Source organism: Pseudohalioglobus sediminis, assembly GCF_008370495.1.
GTDB lineage: Bacteria > Pseudomonadota > Gammaproteobacteria > Pseudomonadales > Halieaceae > Halioglobus.
The window spans coordinates 757,819-777,856 of sequence record NZ_VTUX01000001.1; the positions used below are offsets into that span (position 1 = coordinate 757,819).

Below are 20,038 nucleotides of genomic sequence, written 5' to 3' on the forward strand. Positions count from 1 at the left end.
CTTACAGGAGCACCACCAACAGGGCAATAATGGCCACCCAGCACACACTCGCACGACGCATCAACGCGGACAGGCTCTCATTTTGCAATGCGGCCTGCTGGCCAGTGAATGGCGCGTCCGCAGGTGCCACCAGCGCCTCATCACTGGCGGCCACCGCTACCTGATAGAGCATTGCATCCGGCGCCAACGCAGTCGACCGCAAGCTGTCCCACAGCGTGTCCGCACTGGCTACAAAATTGCCGGCCAGTGTAAAGGTGACGGCAAGGCAACGACTGGGCACCCAGTCAGCATAGAACAGCAATTGCCTGCCCGCGTCCTGCTCGGCGCAGGCGAGCTGCAACAGTCGGTAAGCCAGGGCACCGACGGGGCCCAGCAACAGGAAGTAAAACAGCACGGCAAACCAGCGCTGGTAGCCGAGATACAGGAACCCTCTTTGCATCACAGCATGAGTACGCTGCGCATCCAGCTCTTCTTCACCAGACAACCAGTTATAGCGCGTCGCCGCATCATTGAGCGCGCTCTCAAAGTCGTCCCGACGGCACTGGCTGCGATAGCGTTCCTGGTCTGCCCCCTGGCTGCCGCGACCGAACGCGTACAACAGCAGCACCACCGATGCAGCTATCCAGGCAAGGCCAAACAACACGGGCTGCAGTCCCTGCAGGACCCAGTGAGCAAATAAACAGGGTATCAGCACACTGACCGCAACCAGAACGCTGCCGCCAAGCCCTACTGCCCCCAGCTGCCGCGACAGGGCATGAAACCAGCGATCCCGGTGCAGCCAATCCTCCAGCCGGGAAAGCCGGTCCAGCACCAGTGCCAGCATCAGGGCCAGGAACGTCATGCCGACATGTCCTCGGCGAACGCGCTCAAACCGGAGCGGTAGCGCTGCCAATCGAATGCGGAGCCCGGGTCGGTTTTCCGCCCGGGTGCAATGTCGCAATGGCCAACGATGTGTTCAGCACACAGTCGCGGGTAGGCTGCGAGCAAGGCTGCCGTCACGCGCTGCAGCACCGCGTACTGATCATCGGTGTAGGGCAACTGGTCAGTCCCCTCCAACTCAATGCCGATACTGAAATCGTTGCAGTTGTCTCTTCCACAATAGCTGGATACCCCGGCGTGCCAGGCACGATCTTCAAAGCTGACGAATTGCACCACCTCGCCCTCACGGCGAATGAGCAAGTGGGCGGATACACGAACACCGCGGATCTCGTCGAAAAACGGGTGCGCATCCCAGTTGAGTTCATTGGTGAAGAACTGCTCTATACAATCGCCATCGAACTGGCCGGGGGGCAGGGAGATATTGTGGATAACCAGTAATTCGGGCTCGGCACCGGGGGGACGTGGTTCAAAGTTGGCTGAAGGTACCCGGCGCGCGCCAGACAGCCAGCCTGAAACCACTTGATATTGTCGTGCTGAATCCACCATCCCTGCATCATAAGGTAGCCGGGGCCCACCCTCAACGTGCAAGTGGTCGCCCGCAGCAGAGGCGCCTGCTACAATCTGCGCTCATTTTTCCCGCAACCTTGCCATGCATCAGCCTCCCAAGATTCAACCGACGCCGGAACAGATTCACGAAAACGTTGTCGCCGCCCTGAAAGAAGATATCGGCAGTGGCGATATCACTGCAGGACTCATCCCCTCGACAGAAACCGGCCAGGGCAGGGTCATCACCCGCGAGGCCGGTGTACTATGCGGCAGTGCCTGGGTCGATGCCGTATTCCGGGAAGTGGACGCCGCTATAGCAATCGAGTGGCACAAACGCGACGGCGATTCACTACAGGAAAACGACATACTGTTCAGTTTCAGCGGCCCCGCGCGAGGACTGCTGACGGCCGAGCGCACGGCGCTGAATTTCCTGCAACTGCTCTCCGGCACCGCAACGCTGTGTCAGCGCTACGCCGCGCTGGTTGCCGACACCGGCGTCAAACTGCTGGATACTCGCAAGACCATTCCCGGATTACGCATAGCCCAGAAATACGCCGTACACTGTGGCGGTTGCCATAACCACAGGGTGGGGCTCTATGATGCGTATCTCATAAAGGAGAATCACATCAAGGCCTGCGGTGGCATCGATGCCGCAGTGGCCACGGCCAAAGCCAGGGCACCGGGAAAACCGGTGGAAGTCGAAGTGGAAAACAGCGCCGAACTGGAAGCGGCTCTGTCCGCGGGTGCGGACCGTGTCATGCTGGATAATTTTTCACTGGAAGCGATGCGCGCTGCCGTTGCCCTGACCGGGGGCCGGGCTGAACTGGAAGCGTCCGGCAACGTCACCGACAAGACCCTGAGGCCTATCGCGGAAACCGGCGTGGATTACATCTCCATCGGCGCACTGACCAAAGACTGCAAAGCCCTCGACCTGTCAATGCGGCTGCTATAACAGGGGTTCGCCGCTCACAATAACGCCGTTATTGTCGGCATAGATATAGTCCCCCGGGTGAATGGTAACGCCACCGAATGACACCGGCACATCACGCTGCCCCATACCCAACTTCTCGGTTTTCAGGGGTGTGGTGCCCAGTGCCTGAACACCGAGACGGGTCTTGCCGATTTCGTCGACATCACGAATCGCGCCGTGGATGACCAGGCCTGCCCAGCCATTTTCCACCGCTTTCTCCGCCAGCATGTCGCCAAGCAGCGCTCGGCGTAAGGAGCCGCCGCCATCGACCACGATCACCCTGCCCTCTCCAGGCTCGCCCACACAGGCCTTCACCAGCGAGTTGTCCTCATGACACTTGATGGTTACCGCGGCACCCGCAAACTGGCTTAGCGCACCATAATTGGTGAACTGCAACTCTATGGCACGCGCCTGCGGCGCTGCATCCGTGAGGTCCGGCGTTGAAATTGTCATGCCTTAAATCCACTCCAGGGGATAGGATTGCAGGGCGCCATCCGCCCTGGCCACGGCGCCGGCATGCGCGGCGCAGCGAGGCAGGATCTGCTCGGCATAGTACAACGCTGTGGCCAGTTTCGCTTCGTAGAAAGGATTGTCACTACCCGCCTGCAGCCGTTCGAACGCGACCTGTGCCGCCCGCGCCAGATGCCAGCCGCCAAACAGGTACCCGGTTTGCATCATGTACTCGAAAGAGGCCCCCATGGCCGCGGCTGCGTCCTGTTTCAGCGCCTGCAGCACCCACTGTGTTGACGCCTCCTGCTCCGCGAGAGCCCCTTCCATGGCACTGCCAATTCCGGCCAGGCGCGCATCGCCGGAGGCGGCCAAACCCTCGCAGGTGGCGCGAATGTCCTGCAGAACACTTTCCATGGCGGCGCCACCATCACGGCCGAGTTTGCGCGATACCAAATCCGCCGCCTGGATACCGTTGGTACCCTCGTAGATTGGCGTAATGCGCACATCGCGGAAATACTGCGCGGCGCCGGTTTCCTCGACATAGCCCATGCCGCCGTGTACCTGCACACCCAGTGAGGTGACCTCCTGGCCGACCTCGGTCATCCAGCCTTTGATCACGGGTATCATCAGGTCGATACGCGACTGCTGCTGGCCGCGCTGGTCCTGTGGACCACGGTGGGCGAGGTCCATGGTGACGGCCTCGGCATAGGCCAGGGCACGCATGGCTTCACACAGCGATTTCATGGTCAACAGCATGCGCTTGACGTCAGCGTGCTCAATTATCGGCACCCCGCCCTGCACGCGCTCCCGCGCGTAGGCAGTGGCTTTCTGCAACGCGCCTTCCGACGCACCAAGCCCCTGGATACCGACCTTGAGACGGGCCTCGTTCATCATGGTGAACATGCAGGCCAGGCCGCGGTTCTCTTCACCCAGCAGGTAGCCAATGGCACCGCCGTTGTCGCCAAAGGCCATCACACAGGTGGGACTGCCGTGAATACCGAGCTTGTGCTCTACCGACACGGGATACACATCGTTACGCTCGCCCAGACTGCCGTCTTCATTGACCAGGAACTTCGGTACGATGAACAGCGAAATGCCGCGGCTGCCTTCCGGTGCACCGGGCAGTTTCGCGAGCACCAGGTGGACAATGTTGTCAGTGGCCTCGTGATCGCCCCAGGTGATGAAAATCTTCTGTCCGGTAATTCGGTAATGGTCACCTTCAGGCACCGCCCGCGCTTTCATCACACCCAGGTCGGACCCGGCGCCAGACTCGGTCAGGTTCATGGTACCCATCCACTCACCGGTGTGCATTTTCTCCAGGTAGGTGCGCTTCTGCTCCTCGGTACCGTGTGCATGAATCGCCAGGGCGGCGCCGCTGCTCAGCATGGGCGCCAGGGCGAGCGCCATGTTGGCGCCATTCCACATCTCGTGGCCGACAGTGCTGTAGATCTCGGGCAGGCCCTGGCCACCGTAGTTGGGGTCGCTGGAGATGCCGATCCAGCCGCCCGCGCCCATCTGGTTCAGGGCATCCTCGTGGCCCGGGGAACAGGTCACAGCACCGGCTTCGCAGGTGGCCGGTTGTTCATCGCCGACGCGGCGCAATGGCGCCAGGGCGTCACCAGCCAACTTGGCCGCCTCGTCGAGCAGGGCCACGGTCAGGTCCGGGCCCACCCCCAGTTCGGCAAAGTCAGGCAGTGAACCGAGTACGTTCTCGGCTTCCAGCACCTCATCAATGAGAAAGCGCATATCTTCAACGGGGGCGCGATAGGTATCCATGGTGACTCCTGGCTGTTCAGGCGAAGAAAAGTGGGCAGAGTATAGAGCAAACGGTGACGAATTCAGCGTCGCAAAAGCTTTGGTAATTTTAACGCCGCGGGTATAATTCCCCAAAGCAATGCCCGGTATTTTCAACATTCACAAAGTGAATGCGGAGTCGCAGTGAACGTCAATCGAATCGACCTCAACCTGCTGGTCTACCTGGACGCGCTGCTGCGCGAGCGCAATGTTACCCAGGCGGCCAACCAGCTCAATCTCAGCCAACCCGCGATGAGTAACGGCCTGCGCCGGCTGAGGGAGTTGTTTGACGACCCCCTGCTGGTGCGCACCAGCGATGGCATGACCCCAACCGAACGCGCGCTGGAACTGGAACCGGTAGTGCGGGAGGTGCTGACCACTATTGACCGTGCGGTACAGCCACGCGCCGAATTCGAACCCGACCAGGCACAGCGGGTCTTCCGCATCATGGCCAGCGACTACGCCGAGGCTACCCTGTTCCCGGCAGTACTGGCCAAACTGCGCAACCTGGCTCCCGGTATTACCCTCGATATCATGACGCCCTCTGACGTGAGCTTTCTCGATGTGGAGCGCGGCAAGGTGGATATGGTCATCAACCGTTTCGACTCCATGCCACAGTCCTTTCACCAGATTCACCTCTGGGACGACACCTTCTCCTGCATTCTCAACGTCGAACACCCCATGCTGGAGGACTTTACGCTGGAAAACTACCTCGATGCAGATCACGTCTGGGTCAGCAAGACCGGCATGGGTGTGGGTGTGGGAGTCAACCCGGATGATGTACAACGCCTCGGCTGGGTGGATGTGGCGCTGAATAAACTCGGCAAAAAACGCCAGATACGGGTTTTTACCCGGCATTACCAGGCGGCGATGACGCTCGCGGAGCAGAACGACCTGATCGTCACCCTGCCTACCCGGGCCGCCCTGCTCAAGCGCGACAACCCCCGGGTGGTGCTGCGCGACCCGCCGCTCGAGATTCCACCGCTGGAGCTGAAAATGGCCTGGAGCCCCCTTCTGCAGCACAATCCCGCCAACCGCTGGCTGCGCAAGCTGATCGCAGATACGGCAAGGGAACTGGATGGCCTGGAACCGACGCTTTAAGGATTCAGCGCCGGAATGGCGGCGATAAAAACTATAAATTAGCTAAATCTTACCCCCGATCCTAGAATCGTCCCGATAATGGGCGTTACAGCTCTAGCTCGTGCCAAAATTAAGGAAGACACCATGACAGATCGCATCCAGCAGGGTGGCCTTCAGGTCGCCACCGTTCTCCACCAATTGCTCGAAACCGAGATCGCGCCGGGCACCGGCGTCCAGCCGGCAGAGTTCTGGTCTGCATTGGAGGAAATCGTCACCGAGATGGCGCCTGAGAACCGCGCGCTGTTGCAGGTCCGCGCAGACATGCAGGAGAAAGTCAGTGCCTGGCACCAGGCCAACCCCGGTGCAGATTACGATCGCGCCGCCTACAAGGCCTTCCTTGAGGAGATCGGCTACCTGTTGCCCGCAGGCGAAGACTTTGCCATCACGACAGAGAACGTGGATCCCGAGGTAGCAACGCTGGCCGGACCGCAATTGGTAGTGCCCGTCAAGAACGCGCGCTATGCACTGAATGCCGCCAATGCGCGCTGGGGCAGCCTCTATGACGCACTTTACGGCACCGACGTGATTTCCGAAGAAGACGGCGCCACTCGCGCCGGCGCCTACAACCCCGTGCGGGGTGACAAGGTAATCGCCTTTGCCCGCGACTTCCTCAACAAGCACTGTCCACTGGCCGTGGGAGATCACACCCAGGCGTCAGCTTACCGTGTTGCCGATGGCGCACTGCAGGTGGCGCTGGAAGACGGCCAGGCCAGCACGCTGGCAACGCCGGAGCAGTTTGTCGGCTATCGCGGCCAGGCCGACAACCCGGACAGCATCCTGCTGCGCCACAATGGCCTGCACATCGAAATACTGATCGACCCCTCCAGCCCTGTAGGCGCCACGGACAAGGCAGGCGTAGCTGACCTGGTGCTGGAAGCCGCCCTGACCACTATCCAGGACTGCGAGGACTCAGTCGCGGCAGTGGATGCCGAAGACAAGGTCGTCGTGTACCGCAACTGGCTGGGGCTGATGCGTGGTGACCTCGAGGACAGTTTCCTCAAAGGTGGCGAGCGCACGACACGCACGCTGCACGCGGACCGTGAATTCACCGCCGCCGATGGCTCGCGCCTCGTGCTCCCGGGCCGCAGCCTGATGTTCGTGCGCAACGTGGGTCACCTGATGACCAACGAGGCGATCCTCGATAGCGACGGCAATGAGATCCCCGAGGGCATCATGGATGGCATGTTCACCGCCCTGATCGCCAAACACGATCTCAACAAGGGCGCTGACGCAGCGCGCAATTCGCGAGAAGGCAGCGTCTACATTGTGAAGCCCAAGATGCACGGGCCGGATGAAGTCGCATTCACCTGCAAACTCTTCGACCGCATAGAGGACGCGCTGGGACTGGCGCGCCACACGCTCAAGGTCGGCATTATGGACGAAGAACGCCGTACCACGGTGAACCTGAAAGCCTGTATCCGCGAAGCCCGGGAGCGATTGGTTTTCATCAACACCGGCTTCCTCGACCGCACCGGCGACGAAATCGCCACCAGCATGGAAGCTGGCGCAATGACGCCCAAGGGCGCAATGAAGCAGGAACCATGGATCAACGCCTACGAGGACTGGAACGTCGATGTCGGCCTGTCCTGCGGCCTGCAGGGCAAGGCACAAATCGGCAAAGGCATGTGGGCCATGCCCGACCTGATGGCCGAGATGGTCGCCACCAAGATTGGACACCCAATGGCCGGCGCCAGCACTGCATGGGTACCCTCCCCGACCGCCGCCACGCTGCACGCGATGCACTATCACGACGTCAACGTTGCCGAGCGACAGGAACAGCTGAAGAGCCGGGAAACCGCGTCACTGGATGACATCCTGACTATTCCCCTCAAGGGTGCGGCAGGCCTTTCAGAAGAGGACATCCAGCGCGAACTCGACAACAACGCACAGGGAATCCTGGGTTACGTGGTGCGCTGGATCGACCACGGGGTCGGCTGCTCGAAAGTACCCGACATCAACCATGTCGGCCTGATGGAAGACCGCGCCACCCTGCGCATTTCCAGCCAGCACCTGGCCAACTGGCTGCACCACGGAGTGTGTTCCGAAGCGCAGGTTCGGGAAACACTGGAGCGCATGGCGGTAGTGGTTGATGCACAGAATGCGGGCGACCCGGACTATCGCAACATGGCACCCGACTTCAACGAAAGCGTCGCTTTCCAGGCGGCATGTGACCTGGTATTTCTCGGCCGGGAACAGCCCAGCGGTTACACCGAGCCCGTGCTGCATGCCCGCCGCCGTGAGGCCAAGGCGAGGTATGGTTGCCAGTAGGCAAACCCACTCGAAAAGGCCGGCAATTGCCGGCCTTTTTTATTCTTCTTCCGAATCCTTGTACTGCAGATTGGTCAGCTGCTCGGAGAGCAGGCCAATTAGGAAAATAATCATGCCGCTGAGGATTAACAGCGTACTCATGTTGGTAAAACGCAGGGTGCCGGATGAGATATTGGCAATCACGTAATTCGCCACGCCCAGCCCGGCCACCATCACCGCTACGGGAAAATACACTTTCAGTGGTGAGTACAGGGTGCCGATTTTGAAAATTATGAGGAAAAAACGCACGCCATCGCGCAGGACGTTGATATGGCTTTTGCCGAGGCGCTTGGACACGCTGATCGGCACAAATCCCACTGAATAGCCGGCGCGAAAAAAGGCCATGGTGGAGGTGGTTGGGTAACTGAATCCGTTGGGCAGCAGGTAGAGAAAATTCAGAAACTTGCTGCGCCTGACGATGCGGAAACCCGAGGTGAGATCATCGATCTTGCGATTGACCATCCAGCTGGCCAACCAGTTGTAGAGGCTGTTGGCACTCCAGCGCGCCAGGCTGGCCTGGTCATCGCGACTGCTGCGGGCACCGACGACCATGTCATAGCCCTCCTCGACCTTGTACAGCAGTTTTGCTATGTCGGCGGGGTCGTGCTGGCCGTCTCCGTCCATGAATACAATGTACTCACCGCTGGCGGCCCGGGCGCCGGACTTGATGGCAGCGCCATTGCCCTTGCTGTAGGGATGCTCCACCACCTGCACCCCGTGCTGCCTGCAGACCTCGGCAGTGCCATCGCTGGAGCCGTCATTGACCACCAGTATCTCGGCCTCCGGATAGGCCGCCGAGAGCTTGGGCAGGGTCAGGGCCAAGCCCTGTTCCTCATCCTTCGCGGGTATGACGATTGACAGCTTCAAATTCTAGTTCTCCAGGTACAAAGACAGTGTGGATTGCTGGTCGGTGCTCAGTTTCCCTGCTCGCTGCAGTTCTTGCAAGCGATCAATATAGCCCTGCGCCTCTTCTGACCTGCCCAGGGCGGTGGCGAAGTGCAGTTGCATCAGCATTGCCCGCACGCTGCCGGGAGCACGCTCCAGGTAACGCTGCGTATAGGCGTGCGCATATTCCCAGTGTCCGTGCGCGTTGGCCAGCATCGCCAGTGCAGCGAACATGTGGGTGGACGCCAGGCGGGTATCGAATCGCTGCAGGTATAGCCCGGCAAGATGCTCCATGAACCCGTCCCAGTCGAATCCGGGGCAGGCGTCCTGCTGCCGGAGTTTGATCACCGTGCTCATGGTAAACACCTGCCCCAGCGGTCTATCGGGGTTCTGGCTACCCAGCTCCGTGTACTCCGCCGGCGCTAGCGGCGCGCGGGCCATGCACGCCAGCGCGATATTGCGCAGCACGAAATCGCCGTGGTGCTCGTCATTCGCAGCCGCATATTTCTGCGCCGAATGGTACGCTGCCTCGGAATAGCGCAGGGCAGCGTCGGCAGCACCAGCCCGGGCCAGTAGCGTGGCGTAATCGCGGTTCGCCCGCGCTGACTCGGGGTGACCATTGACATGATGCATGGTCAACAGTGGCCCGCTTGACCAGATCGTTACCAAAGGACTGGTCTGCACAGTCAACACGACTATCGCTACACCGCACCACGCCAGCAGTGGCCTGGCTACCTGCGGCCACCTGCTGGCCAGCAGCGCAAAGCCGGACAGCGGCAACAACACCAGGCCAACGCTGGGCAGGTAGTTGCGGTGCTCGAAATAGAGCTCCAGTGGCCACACCGTCGACTCCATCGCATGCGCGGCCAGGAAGAACACCGGACCGAGCATGACACGACGCCACCAGGGCCAGCGCCAGAGTAGCGGCAGCAAAGCCAGCACCAGTGCCCAGCCCAGTACAGCATAGAGCGTCGCCCCGGGCTGCAGCAGCGACTGTGACACAGCAAAGTCATCGTGATAAATGCCCAGGTGGCGGGGATCGGGCAGGTAAAACTGGCTGACATAATCCCAAAGCACCCTGGACTGGGTGAACAGGCGCTCCGCCAGGTTGAACTCACGGAAATGGTGTCGCGCGTCCAGTGCCCCCCAATACACCAGGAGCAGTAACAGGGTCGCCACCAAGCCCGCCGTGATGGCCAGCCCTGCCCACTTGCGCAGTCCCTTGAGCACACTGCCGTTGTCATCACAGCATTGCAGCCAGATTACTTCCGTTAACAGTATCAGGGGGATGACCAGAATACCGTTTTCCTTGGAAAACACCGCCAGCGCGATCGCCGCGACAACCGGCAGCAAGCGCCAGTGCTGGGGCCGCCCGGCGCTAACGCTGCGCCGCCAGTAGAGATATCCAACAAGAGCCAACAGGGAAAACAGGGTGGCCAGCATCGCCATACGCTGCACCACATACAGCACGGTGCTGACGTGCATAGGCGCCAGCATCCACACCGCCGCGAACAGCACACCAGCAGCGCCCGCCAGGGGCGCGCGCACGGCCTGAAGCAACAGCGTGAACAGCCAGGCGACCACGGCTCCGGTAATCAAGTGCAGTGCGATGTTCACGGTTTTGGCAGTAGCGACGCTGCCGTCGCCGTAGAGCTTTTCGAGCACAAAACTGGCCATCGACACCGGCCGACCCAGTGGCCCGGAATTATTACCGAGAACGTAATCCAGCGCCTGCGCGGAGCTGCCGCCCAGGTTTTCCAACTTGCCGAGGCTGGAGCGGTCATCCAGTAGCAGCGGCCCGGCGGCGCCGGGTGCGTAGATCCAGTAAACAAGGCCCAGCACCGCGACCAGCAACAAGCCCTGCGCGAGCCCTGGCCATACCGCCTGGGCCCTCATTCCGAAGCCTCCCCGACGGGCTCGGCGAACACACCGCTGATCACACCGAGATGGCGCTGCTTGCGGTCGTACTGCAACCATTGCCTGATGCCCTCGTAGACGCCGGAGACATCACCCACTGCGGCCAGTTCGCCGAGATAGTAGGGATAAACTTCGAGATTACCCGGCCTGGCTCTATGCGCATCGCTGAGCAGGGTCTGGCGCTGTTGAACGGGGGCATCGACAGACCGCAGGTAGCGATAACGCAGCAAGGTCAGGCCGACATTACCCGGATAGCGGGACTGCAATAAATCGAGCAGCGAGCCTACCTGCTGCGGGCTGGCGTCACAGGCTTTTTCCTCAAAACAATCGAGCAAGACATCCAACGCCACCCGATCAGAGGCCTGCAACGCCCGTGTTGCTGCCACATCCTGCAGTTTGGAAAACCAGTCATTGTAGGCCTGCAATTCCCGAAAATGATAGCTGTCCAGGTAGTACAGCATCACCAGGGCGGCGAAGTCCCGGGGGTTTTTCTGGTACATCACTTCAAACTCGTGCCTTGCCGCAACCAGGTATTGCCCGGCGTCTTCTGCAGGCGGCTCACTGGCAGACAGCTTGCGGTAGCGTTTAAGGTAAGACTCCGCCAGGAAGTAACGTGAGCGTGAAGAGTCCGGGTGGTTGGCCACGTTGACGGCGCTCAAGCGCAAGGGCTCGCTCCAGACCTGCACACGCAGGAACAACAGCGTGGCAACCACCAAGACCACCACAATACTTACCAGCCCTGGCCGCACCAGCTGCTGCCTCGATAGCAGTGTGTGCAACAGGACAGCAAGCGCAATAAACACACCCACACTGGGCAGATAGCTTCTGTGCTCGTAGACCATCTCCAGCGGCCAGACACTTGACTCCATGGCGTGCCCGACGAGATAAAACAGCAGCGCGAAACCCAGCAGCGGAAAGTGATGGCGTGCCAGCCAAGCCAGCAGCGCAGCGCACAACCAGGCCAGAGCGGCGAGCCATGTCGTCCACGGGTCAGACCAGGACCGGGACAGGGCTATGTCGTCGTGCTGGAAGCCCATGGCGTTGATATCAGGAAACACCAGCCAGTAGAGGTATTGCCATAGCAGCCGCAACTGCGTCAGCAGGCGTTCCTGCAAAGTAAACTCGCGCCAGGCATAGCGGTTCTGTACGAATTCCGGCACCAGCCAGGTGGCGGCCACCAGCAACACAACGGGGACCAGCACACCAGCCCAGCCCAGCATGTGCACAACGCGACTGTGTCCGCCGGCCCAGCGGCCGCGATACAGGGTCACCTCCACAACCGGCAGCAGCCATAGCAGCAGTACGCCGTTCTCTTTTGAAAAGGCAGCCAGTAACAACAACAGGCCGAGCCACATCGAGGTGGCGACCAGCTCGCCAGTGCTCGCTCCGCGCTCCGCCCAACGCTCCCGTCGCAACACGAACAACACCAGTCCCGCGAGGGTGAACAGCGTCGCCAGCTGCGCCATACGCTGCACCGCGTAGAGAACCGTGGACACATGCAAGGGCGCGAGTAACCAGAGGGCCGCCGCCAACAGCGCAACCCTGTTGCAGCCCGCCCGGTCCAGATTATTGGTGGCGCGAGAGACAACCACCCCGGCAAACAGGTAAACCAGGCAGCCGCAGGCGAGGTGAATCAGCAGGTTGCCCAGTTTGACCTGGAACGCGTCCCAGCCTCCTGCCAGTACACTGTTGACAGCGAAGCTCCACATGGCAAGTGGGCGCTGCAGGGGGCCGGAATCGGAGCTGAATGTGGCCAGGCGCCACTGGTCGAAGACACCGGCATCAAATGTCAGGTACGCATTACCGGTAAGCGCGGGCCCATCATCAAACAGGAATGGCCCGGACAGGCCGGACCAGTAGAGCGCCGCTGTAATAGCCAGCAGACCAGGCAACAATAAGGCCTGCCTCAGATTGGGACGGCGGAGCATAAACGCGTTCTGTCAGTCAGGAAGGTTCTAATCTACCAAAAAAAAGCCCGGTCAAGGACCGGGCTTCGATGATAATGCCGTGACTTAGTTACGACAGTTTGAAGGCAGGTACTTGGACTCGATAGTGTTTACAGAACCTACAGTCACAGTGCCTTTACATACCCAGGACAGGGTGTTGCCAGCGCCAGTCACACCAGACAGTGAGAAGCCCTGCGGGTCAGTACCACCAGGAATCACACCGTCACGCACAACAGCAGTCAGCAGCGGCAGTCCAGCTGTTTCAGTTGATGAGTACAGCAGGGAAACCACGATGGGCTTGTCAGGGTTGGTCAGGATGCCAGCCTGGTTCGCATCTTCAGGCATAGCGTTGTTGGTGGCGTAGAACTCGGATACCGAAGTCTTGGCTTCCGCCAGCGCCGCAGCAGGCTCAGACATCTTGGAACGCACGATGTAGTCCTGGTAAGCGGGCAGTGCAATAGCCGCCAGAATACCGACGATCGCGATAACGATCATCAGTTCGATCAGGGTGAAACCCTTTTGAGCTGTTTTTTGAATGTTCATATTCCCTACTCCATTGAGAATGATTACTTGTTTTGGGGCTGCGCTACCTGATTAGTAGCACAGCCTGCCATGTGCCACTTGAGTAATGCAGATTGCGGGCCAACTTTCGCAAATAATTTTATTCTCTTTAATTATCAATTACTTATAGATATAAACAGGGAGACCTGGCGCCGCGCGCTCAACAGCCCAGGGGCAAGCAACGCGTCGCATACTGACAAATTTTGTCACTTTTGGACTGCGCGTCCTGAATCTGTTTTTCAGCGCAAGACGCATCGCAAACGTTTCTGGCTTTGAAGCCCCTGGTGCTGCATACATGCAGGCTAGATCAAGTGCTGTGAACGGAAAAACTCCACATTTCCCTATTCTCTACTGTGCAAACGCTATGCCCCCCTGCAGACAGTGTTTATACTTCTTGGACAACATGCTGATGCATATAGAGAAGCTACGAATCTGACACCGCACCGGGGCATCAACGGAGATGAATGATAAGGGAATAGGTCAACTGAGCGGTCTCGCTGGCCGCTTGGTGGCGGAGGGGTTGATCTCCGCCGAAGCGGCCGTGGAAGCCCAGCGCGAAGCGTCTATGGAACAGACGCCCCTGGTGACCTATCTGGTCAACCAGAAGAACGTCGACAGCCTCCGTCTCGCCACGGTGGCGTCGCAGGAATTCGGTGTTCCCCAGTTTGACGCGTCCTGTTTCGATCTCAGTAACATCCCCAACGGGTTGGTCGAGGTGGAGCTGGTGATCAAGCACCACGCCCTGCCCCTGTACCGCCGCGGCAACCGCCTCTTCATCGGGGTATCGGACCCCACCAACCTGGCCGCACTTGACGAGATAAAGTTCCATACCGGCGTCAATACGGACGCGGTACTGCTCGAAGAGCGCGCGCTGGCGGCGATGATATCCAGCTGGGTAGACAACCAGGATAACCTCAGCGATGGCCTGGGCGACCTGGACTCAGAGGACCTCGAAAGTATCGACGTGTCTACTGGCGAAGCCACGGACAGCGACGATGGCACTGACGCCATCGACGAAACGCCTATCGTGCGCTTCGTCAACAAGGTACTGATTGACGCTATCAAGCAGGGCGCCTCGGACATCCACTTCGAACCCTACGAGCACGACTACCGCGTGCGTTTTCGCACCGACGGTGTGCTGCGGGAAATGGTCAAGCCGCCACGCAACCTGTCCAGCCGCCTCGCCGCGCGCCTGAAGGTCATGTCCCAGATGGACATCTCCGAACGCCGTGTGCCGCAGGACGGTCGCATACAGATGAAGCTCTCGCGCAACCGCGCCATCGACTTTCGTGTCAACACTCTGCCAACACTGTTCGGCGAGAAAATCGTCCTGCGTATTCTCGACCCGACCAGTGCCCAACTGGGTATCGATGCCCTGGGTTACGAGGAAGACCAGAAAGAGATGTACATGAAGGCCCTGAACCAGCCCCAGGGCATGATCCTGGTCACGGGCCCGACCGGTTCCGGTAAAACGGTCTCCCTTTACACCGGCCTGAATATACTGAACACGCCCGAGCGCAATATTTCCACCGCGGAGGACCCGGTAGAAATCAACCTCGCCGGTATCAACCAGGTACACGTGAACCCCAAGGTCGGCCTCAACTTTGCCGAGGCCCTGCGCTCATTCCTGCGCCAGGACCCGGACGTGATCATGGTGGGTGAGATTCGTGACCTGGAGACTGCCGAAATCGCCATCAAGGCGGCACAGACCGGTCACCTGGTCTTGTCCACCCTGCACACCAACAGCGCCGCGGAAACCATCACCCGCATGCTCAACATGGGCGTACCTGCCTTCAACCTGGCGACCTCGGTGGACCTGATCATTGCCCAGCGACTGGCAAGAAGGCTGTGCAAGGAATGCGCGGTACCCGCTGAAATACCTCACGAAACCCTGATACAGGAAGGGTTTAGCGATGAGCAGCTGGAAGGGGCCAAGTTGATGAAAGCGGTGGGCTGCAGCCTGTGCAATGAAGGCTATAAAGGACGTGTGGGTGTCTACGAGGTGGTCAGGATCACTCCGAAGATCGCCTCGCTGATCATGGAAGAAGGCAACTCTATCCAGATTCAGGAAGCGGCCAACGCAGAGGGTTTCAGTACGCTGCGCAAATCGGCGCTGCGCAAGGTGACCCAGGGCGTCACCACACTGGAAGAAGCCAACAGAATAACAGTAGATTGATAACAACCCATAAGGGACGGAAACAGGGGCGGTAGAGACTATGGCAACAGCAACCGGTAACGACGTATTTACCTGGAGCGGTAAGGACAAGAACGGCCGCGCCACCAAGGGCGAGATCTCCGCTGCGAGCAGCGCCATGGCCAAGGCGCAGTTGCGCCGACAGGGGATATCCCCCCGCACCGTCAAGAAGAAGGCCAAGCCCTTATTCGGTTCCGGCCAGGGCAAGGCGATCAAGCCGGCAGATATCGCGGTATTCACCCGCCAGATGGCAACCATGATGAAGGCTGGCGTACCTCTGGTACAGAGCTTCGAAATTGTTGCCGACGGGCAGGACAAACCGCGCATGAGGCAACTGGTCAACGACATCAAGAACGATGTCGCAGCGGGCACCGGCCTGGCGCCGTCGCTGGCCAAGCATCCGCGACACTTCGACGAACTGTTTTGCAGCCTGATCGCCTCCGGCGAGGAGTCGGGTACCCTGGAAGTGATGCTCGATCGCGTGGCCACGTACAAGGAGAAGACCGAGGCCCTGAAAGCCAAGATCAAGAAGGCCATGACCTATCCGCTGGCGGTAATTGCGGTTGGCGTCATCGTGACCCTGATCCTGATGATCAAGGTAATCCCCGTTTTCGCCGAGACTTTCCAGAGCTTCGGCTCCGACCTGCCTGCATTCACGCAGATGGTCCTGAACATGTCGGAGTTCGTACAGTCGTACTGGTTTGTCTGTATTGTCGGCATCATTGCCATCATCTTTGCCTTCAGGGAGGCCAAGTTCCGCTCGGTACGTTTCTCGGAGTGGCTGGACAAGGCGTTTCTGAAAACCCCCATCGTTGGCGGCATCGTGCACGACGCGGTCATCGCCCGTTTCTCACGCACCCTGTCCACCACCTTTGCGGCGGGGGTGCCGCTGGTTGATGCACTGGAATCCACCGCGGGCGCTGCCGGCAACTCGGTTTATGCCAAGGCGATCCGGCAGATCAAGGACGACGTAACGACGGGCTCCACGCTCTACAATTCCATAAAGACCACGGGGCTGTTCCCGAACATGCTGCTGCAGATGGTCTCCATCGGTGAGGAGTCGGGCGCACTCGACGACATGCTGGGTAAAGTGGCGGATCACTACGAATCAGCGGTGGACGATGCCGTGGACAACCTGAGCTCGCTGCTGGAACCCTTGATCATGTCCATTCTGGGCGTCATGGTAGGCGGGCTGATGATTGCCATGTACCTGCCGATATTCATGCTTGGATCGGTGATCTAGGCCGGCAACGGCCCATCGGGTCCCCGAAGGCGGAAGGCTGTACATGTCTGAAGTGTTTAACCAGCATGGCTGGCTGCTGGCCATCGCCCTGTTGTCATTCGGCCTGATTGTAGGCAGTTTTCTCAACGTGGTGATCCATCGCCTGCCCATCATGATGCAGTCGCGCTGGCGCAGCGATTGCTGTGAATTGCTGGAACTGGAAACACAGCCAGAAGGCGATCGGCTGACACTGTCCACGCCCAACTCCCATTGCCCTCACTGCAAGGCGGCGATTCGCCCCTGGCAAAACATTCCGGTGGTGAGTTACCTGCTGCTGGGTGGCAAGTGCGCCAATTGCAAAGCGAAGATTTCGCCGCGCTACCCGCTGGTGGAACTGGCTACAGGCCTGCTTACCCTGGCTCTGATGTGGCAATTTCCTTTCTCCCTGGCCCTGCTCGGCGCGATGCTATTCACCTGGGCGCTGATTGCCCTGACCATGATCGACGTGGACCATCAGTTACTGCCGGATGACATCACCCTGCCCCTGCTCTGGCTGGGGCTGGCCCTCAACCTCAATGCCACCTACGTCAGCCTCTCTGAGGCAGTACTGGGTGCCATGTGCGGGTATCTGTTCCTGTGGGGCATTTACTGGCTGTTCAAACTGCTGACCGGCAAAGAAGGCATGGGCTATGGCGATTTCAAGCTGCTGGCAGCACTGGGCGCCTGGCTGGGCTGGCAGGCTTTGCCGCTGATCATCCTGCTCTCATCGCTGGTTGGTGCCGTTATCGGCGGCCTGCTGATGCTGCTGCAGCGCAGGGGGCGAGACGTGCCCATACCATTCGGCCCCTACCTGGCGGCAGCCGGCTGGATTGCCATGATGTGGGGCGATACCATCACCCGTTTCTACCTCAACGCTGTGGGCCTGCCCTGATGAGCCTGGTAATCGGTGTGACCGGTGGCATAGGCAGCGGCAAGTCTGCAGTCACCGGCCGCTTTCAACAACACGGCATCGAAGTCGTGGATGCAGACGTCGCCGCCAGGGTTGTCGTTGAACCCGGCGGCCCGGCGCTGGATGCGATCGCCGCGCATTTCGGGCAGGAGATACTGCTCGCCAACGGCCAGCTCGATCGCGCTGCACTCAGGCAGAAGGTCTTTGCTGACGCTGATGAACGTCGCTGGCTGGAGCAGCTCACACATCCGCTCATCGGCCAGGAGATACGTCGCCAGCTGGAAGCCGCAACGTCACCGTATGTGATTCTCGCCTCACCACTGTTGCTGGAAACCAGCCAGGTCGAACTGGCAGACGTGGTCGTGGTCGTGGACGTGCCGGAAGCGATACAGCTTGAGCGCACCATGGCCCGGGACGACAATGAAGAGGCGCAGGTACGGCGCATCATGGCTGCACAGATGCCAAGGGACCAGCGCCTGGCCAGCGCAGATATCGTCATCGACAATACCGGGCCACTGTCCGCACTGGATGACACCGTTAGCGAGTTACACCGGGAGTTCCTGGCGCGCGCGGAGATGGTATCGCCCCAGGGCGACTAGCGCTGACCGGGCGCTTGCTGCTGCGCTTACTCGTTGGCCTGGACGGCGCCCCGGGCCGACTGCCCGTGCAACAAGACTGCAACCGCATCGACAATGGGGTCGTTGGCCTCGGGAAAATCGTATTCGCCAAGCGCCTCTGCCGCCACCCAGGCCATGGGCTGCCCCTCCAGGGCAGAAGGTTCACCCGCAAATTCCCAGACCATGTGCACGTCGAGCAAAACGTGTTTGTCGCCGTAGTCGTGACTGATTTCCAGCAGCGGTGACACGCGCAGCGGTGTGATGCCGAGTTCCTCCTGCAGCTCACGCGCCAGCGCTGTGGCAAGTGTTTCTCCCGCTTCCACCTTGCCGCCGGGAAATTCCCAGAGCCCGCCCTGGTGCACGTGCTCGGGCCGGCGTGTCAGCAATACCCGGTGTCCGGCATCGACAATGACGCCCACCGCAACATGTACGGTCAAGTACGGTACTCCGCATTGATGCGCACATAATCGTAGGAAAAATCGGTGGTCCAGACAGATGCGCTGGCGTCACCACGGTGTAACGCCACCCGGATCACAATCTCTTCGGGGCTCATCGCCGCCACGCCCTGCTCCTCGGTATAGGTGGCGGCACGGCAACCCTGCTCGGCAATCAGCACATCATTGAGGAACACAGACACCTGGTTCACGTCCAGCTCATCCAGGCCAGCACGGCCAATAGCCGCGAGCAAACGCCCCCAGTTGGGATCGGATGCAAACAGTGCGGTCTTCACCAGCGGCGAATGCGCGATGGTAAAGCCAACGTCCAGACACTCCTGCTCTGTCCTGCCGCCGTCCACGGCTATGGTGACGAACTTGCTTGCGCCTTCACCATCGCGAACCAAGCCCTGTGCCAGGGTCACACACACCTCCTGCACCGCGTCCGCCAGTGCCGCATACAAGGCTGACTGCGGGTTGCTGAGAGGCTCGTTGTTCGCAGCGCCGGTAGCAATCAGGACACAGGCATCATTGGTGGACGTATCGCCATCCACGGTGATGCGATTGAACGACATATCTGCGGCATCGCTCAATATGCGCTGCAGAACGGCTGTCTCTACCGCAGCATCTGTTGCCAGGTAGGCCAGCATGGTCGCCATATTGGGCCGGATCATACCCGCGCCCTTGGCGATGCCGGTTACCACGTAACGGCGACCCGCATCCTCAAAGGAGACGGAGACACCCTTGGGACGGGTATCGGTGGTGAGAATTCCCTCTGCTGCTGCAGCCCAGCCAGAGGAGTCCAGGGCCGCTGCGGCCGCGGGTATGGCCTCGGCAATCACGGCGACGGGAAGCGGCTCACCGATGACACCCGTGGAGAATGGCAGCACCGCCTCGGCAGCGACACCCGTGGCTGACGCCACCGCATCGCAACAGGACCGCGCATCACGCAAGCCCTGCTCACCGGTACCGGCATTGGCATTCCCGGTATTGATCAACAAATAACGCGGAGCATGTTCACAAGCGGCAAGGTGCTCCCTGGCTACCGTGACCGGAGCCGCGCAGAATGCGTTGCGCGTGAACACGCCTGCGCAGTTACTGCCCGGCGCCAGCTCCATCAGCACCAGATCCTTGCGCCCCGGTTTCTTGATGCCGGCACAGGCGGTGCCCAGGCGCACGCCGGGCACCGGTTGCAGCGGCGGCAATTTCCCTGCCCCAACAGCCATC

The 20,038-nt window shown here is 60.2% G+C and carries 17 protein-coding genes; 7 read left to right on the plus strand and 10 right to left on the minus strand.

Features of this window, described 5'->3' with window-relative positions; all coding sequences use genetic code 11:
* Position 1 precedes the first annotated feature (1 nt).
* Positions 2-841, minus strand: coding sequence for a regulatory signaling modulator protein AmpE (gene ampE, locus F0M18_RS03285; protein WP_149609935.1), 840 nt, complete (start codon positions 839-841; stop codon positions 2-4).
* Positions 838-1,422: a 1,6-anhydro-N-acetylmuramyl-L-alanine amidase AmpD gene (gene ampD, locus F0M18_RS03290; RefSeq protein WP_394349379.1), complete on the minus strand. Its 585-nt coding sequence runs from the start codon at positions 1,420-1,422 to the stop codon at positions 838-840. Before ampD ends, ampE begins: the two co-directional genes overlap by 4 nt.
* A gap of 106 nt (positions 1,423-1,528) precedes the next feature.
* On the opposite strand from ampD, the gene nadC reads away from it, so the two are divergent.
* On the plus strand, positions 1,529-2,377 hold the full coding sequence (gene nadC, locus F0M18_RS03295) for a carboxylating nicotinate-nucleotide diphosphorylase (protein WP_149609937.1): 849 nt from the start codon (positions 1,529-1,531) through the stop codon (positions 2,375-2,377).
* Here nadC and rraA read toward each other — a convergent pair.
* Positions 2,372-2,848, minus strand: coding sequence for a ribonuclease E activity regulator RraA (gene rraA, locus F0M18_RS03300; protein ID WP_149609938.1), 477 nt, complete (start codon positions 2,846-2,848; stop codon positions 2,372-2,374). The two genes, nadC and rraA, sit on opposite strands and share 6 nt — an antisense overlap.
* A 3-nt stretch (positions 2,849-2,851) precedes the next feature.
* On the minus strand, positions 2,852-4,621 hold the full coding sequence (locus F0M18_RS03305) for an acyl-CoA dehydrogenase (RefSeq protein WP_149609939.1): 1,770 nt from the start codon (positions 4,619-4,621) through the stop codon (positions 2,852-2,854).
* 162 nt (positions 4,622-4,783) lie between these two features.
* Between F0M18_RS03305 and F0M18_RS03310 the strand changes: the two genes are divergently transcribed.
* The gene (locus F0M18_RS03310; RefSeq protein WP_149609940.1) at positions 4,784-5,740 is read left to right on the plus strand and encodes a LysR family transcriptional regulator; all 957 of its coding nucleotides are present in this window, start codon (positions 4,784-4,786) and stop codon (positions 5,738-5,740) included.
* A 123-nt stretch (positions 5,741-5,863) separates the two neighbouring features.
* Positions 5,864-8,047, plus strand: a complete 2,184-nt coding sequence (locus F0M18_RS03315) for a malate synthase G (RefSeq protein WP_149609941.1) — start codon at positions 5,864-5,866, stop codon at positions 8,045-8,047.
* Positions 8,048-8,086: 39 nt separating this feature from the next.
* Here F0M18_RS03315 and F0M18_RS03320 read toward each other — a convergent pair whose 3' ends face one another.
* From F0M18_RS03320 to F0M18_RS03335, 4 genes are all read right to left on the minus strand, one after another.
* On the minus strand, positions 8,087-8,953 hold the full coding sequence (locus F0M18_RS03320) for a glycosyltransferase family 2 protein (RefSeq protein ID WP_149609942.1): 867 nt from the start codon (positions 8,951-8,953) through the stop codon (positions 8,087-8,089).
* Positions 8,954-8,956: 3 nt separating this feature from the next.
* Positions 8,957-10,867: a hypothetical protein gene (locus F0M18_RS03325; protein ID WP_149609943.1), complete on the minus strand. Its 1,911-nt coding sequence runs from the start codon at positions 10,865-10,867 to the stop codon at positions 8,957-8,959.
* Positions 10,864-12,783, minus strand: coding sequence for a hypothetical protein (locus F0M18_RS03330; protein WP_149609944.1), 1,920 nt, complete (start codon positions 12,781-12,783; stop codon positions 10,864-10,866). The genes F0M18_RS03325 and F0M18_RS03330 overlap by 4 nt, the downstream gene beginning before the upstream one ends.
* Positions 12,784-12,900: 117 nt before the next feature.
* Positions 12,901-13,377: a pilin gene (locus F0M18_RS03335; protein ID WP_149609945.1), complete on the minus strand. Its 477-nt coding sequence runs from the start codon at positions 13,375-13,377 to the stop codon at positions 12,901-12,903.
* A gap of 478 nt (positions 13,378-13,855) precedes the next feature.
* Between F0M18_RS03335 and pilB the strand changes: the two genes are divergently transcribed.
* Genes pilB through coaE form a run of 4 tightly spaced genes read left to right on the plus strand, consistent with a single transcriptional unit; the run spans position 13,856 to position 18,359 of the window.
* Complete coding sequence (gene pilB, locus F0M18_RS03340) at positions 13,856-15,571, plus strand: type IV-A pilus assembly ATPase PilB (protein WP_149609946.1); 1,716 nt, start codon at positions 13,856-13,858, stop codon at positions 15,569-15,571.
* 40 nt (positions 15,572-15,611) lie between these two features.
* Positions 15,612-16,832, plus strand: coding sequence for a type II secretion system F family protein (locus F0M18_RS03345; RefSeq protein ID WP_149609947.1), 1,221 nt, complete (start codon positions 15,612-15,614; stop codon positions 16,830-16,832).
* A gap of 43 nt (positions 16,833-16,875) precedes the next feature.
* Positions 16,876-17,742, plus strand: coding sequence for a prepilin peptidase (locus F0M18_RS03350; RefSeq protein WP_149609948.1), 867 nt, complete (start codon positions 16,876-16,878; stop codon positions 17,740-17,742).
* Positions 17,742-18,359, plus strand: a complete 618-nt coding sequence (gene coaE, locus F0M18_RS03355; RefSeq protein ID WP_149609949.1) for a dephospho-CoA kinase — start codon at positions 17,742-17,744, stop codon at positions 18,357-18,359. Before F0M18_RS03350 ends, coaE begins: the two co-directional genes overlap by 1 nt.
* Before the next feature lie 26 nt (positions 18,360-18,385).
* Here the strand turns inward: coaE and mutT are convergent, their stop codons facing one another.
* Both mutT and argJ read right to left on the minus strand, forming a co-directional pair.
* Entirely contained in the window at positions 18,386-18,814 is a 429-nt protein-coding gene (gene mutT / locus F0M18_RS03360; protein ID WP_149609950.1) for an 8-oxo-dGTP diphosphatase MutT, read from the minus strand.
* Complete coding sequence (argJ, locus tag F0M18_RS03365; RefSeq protein WP_149609951.1) at positions 18,811-20,037, minus strand: bifunctional glutamate N-acetyltransferase/amino-acid acetyltransferase ArgJ; 1,227 nt, start codon at positions 20,035-20,037, stop codon at positions 18,811-18,813. Before argJ ends, mutT begins: the two co-directional genes overlap by 4 nt.
* Position 20,038 lies beyond the last annotated feature (1 nt).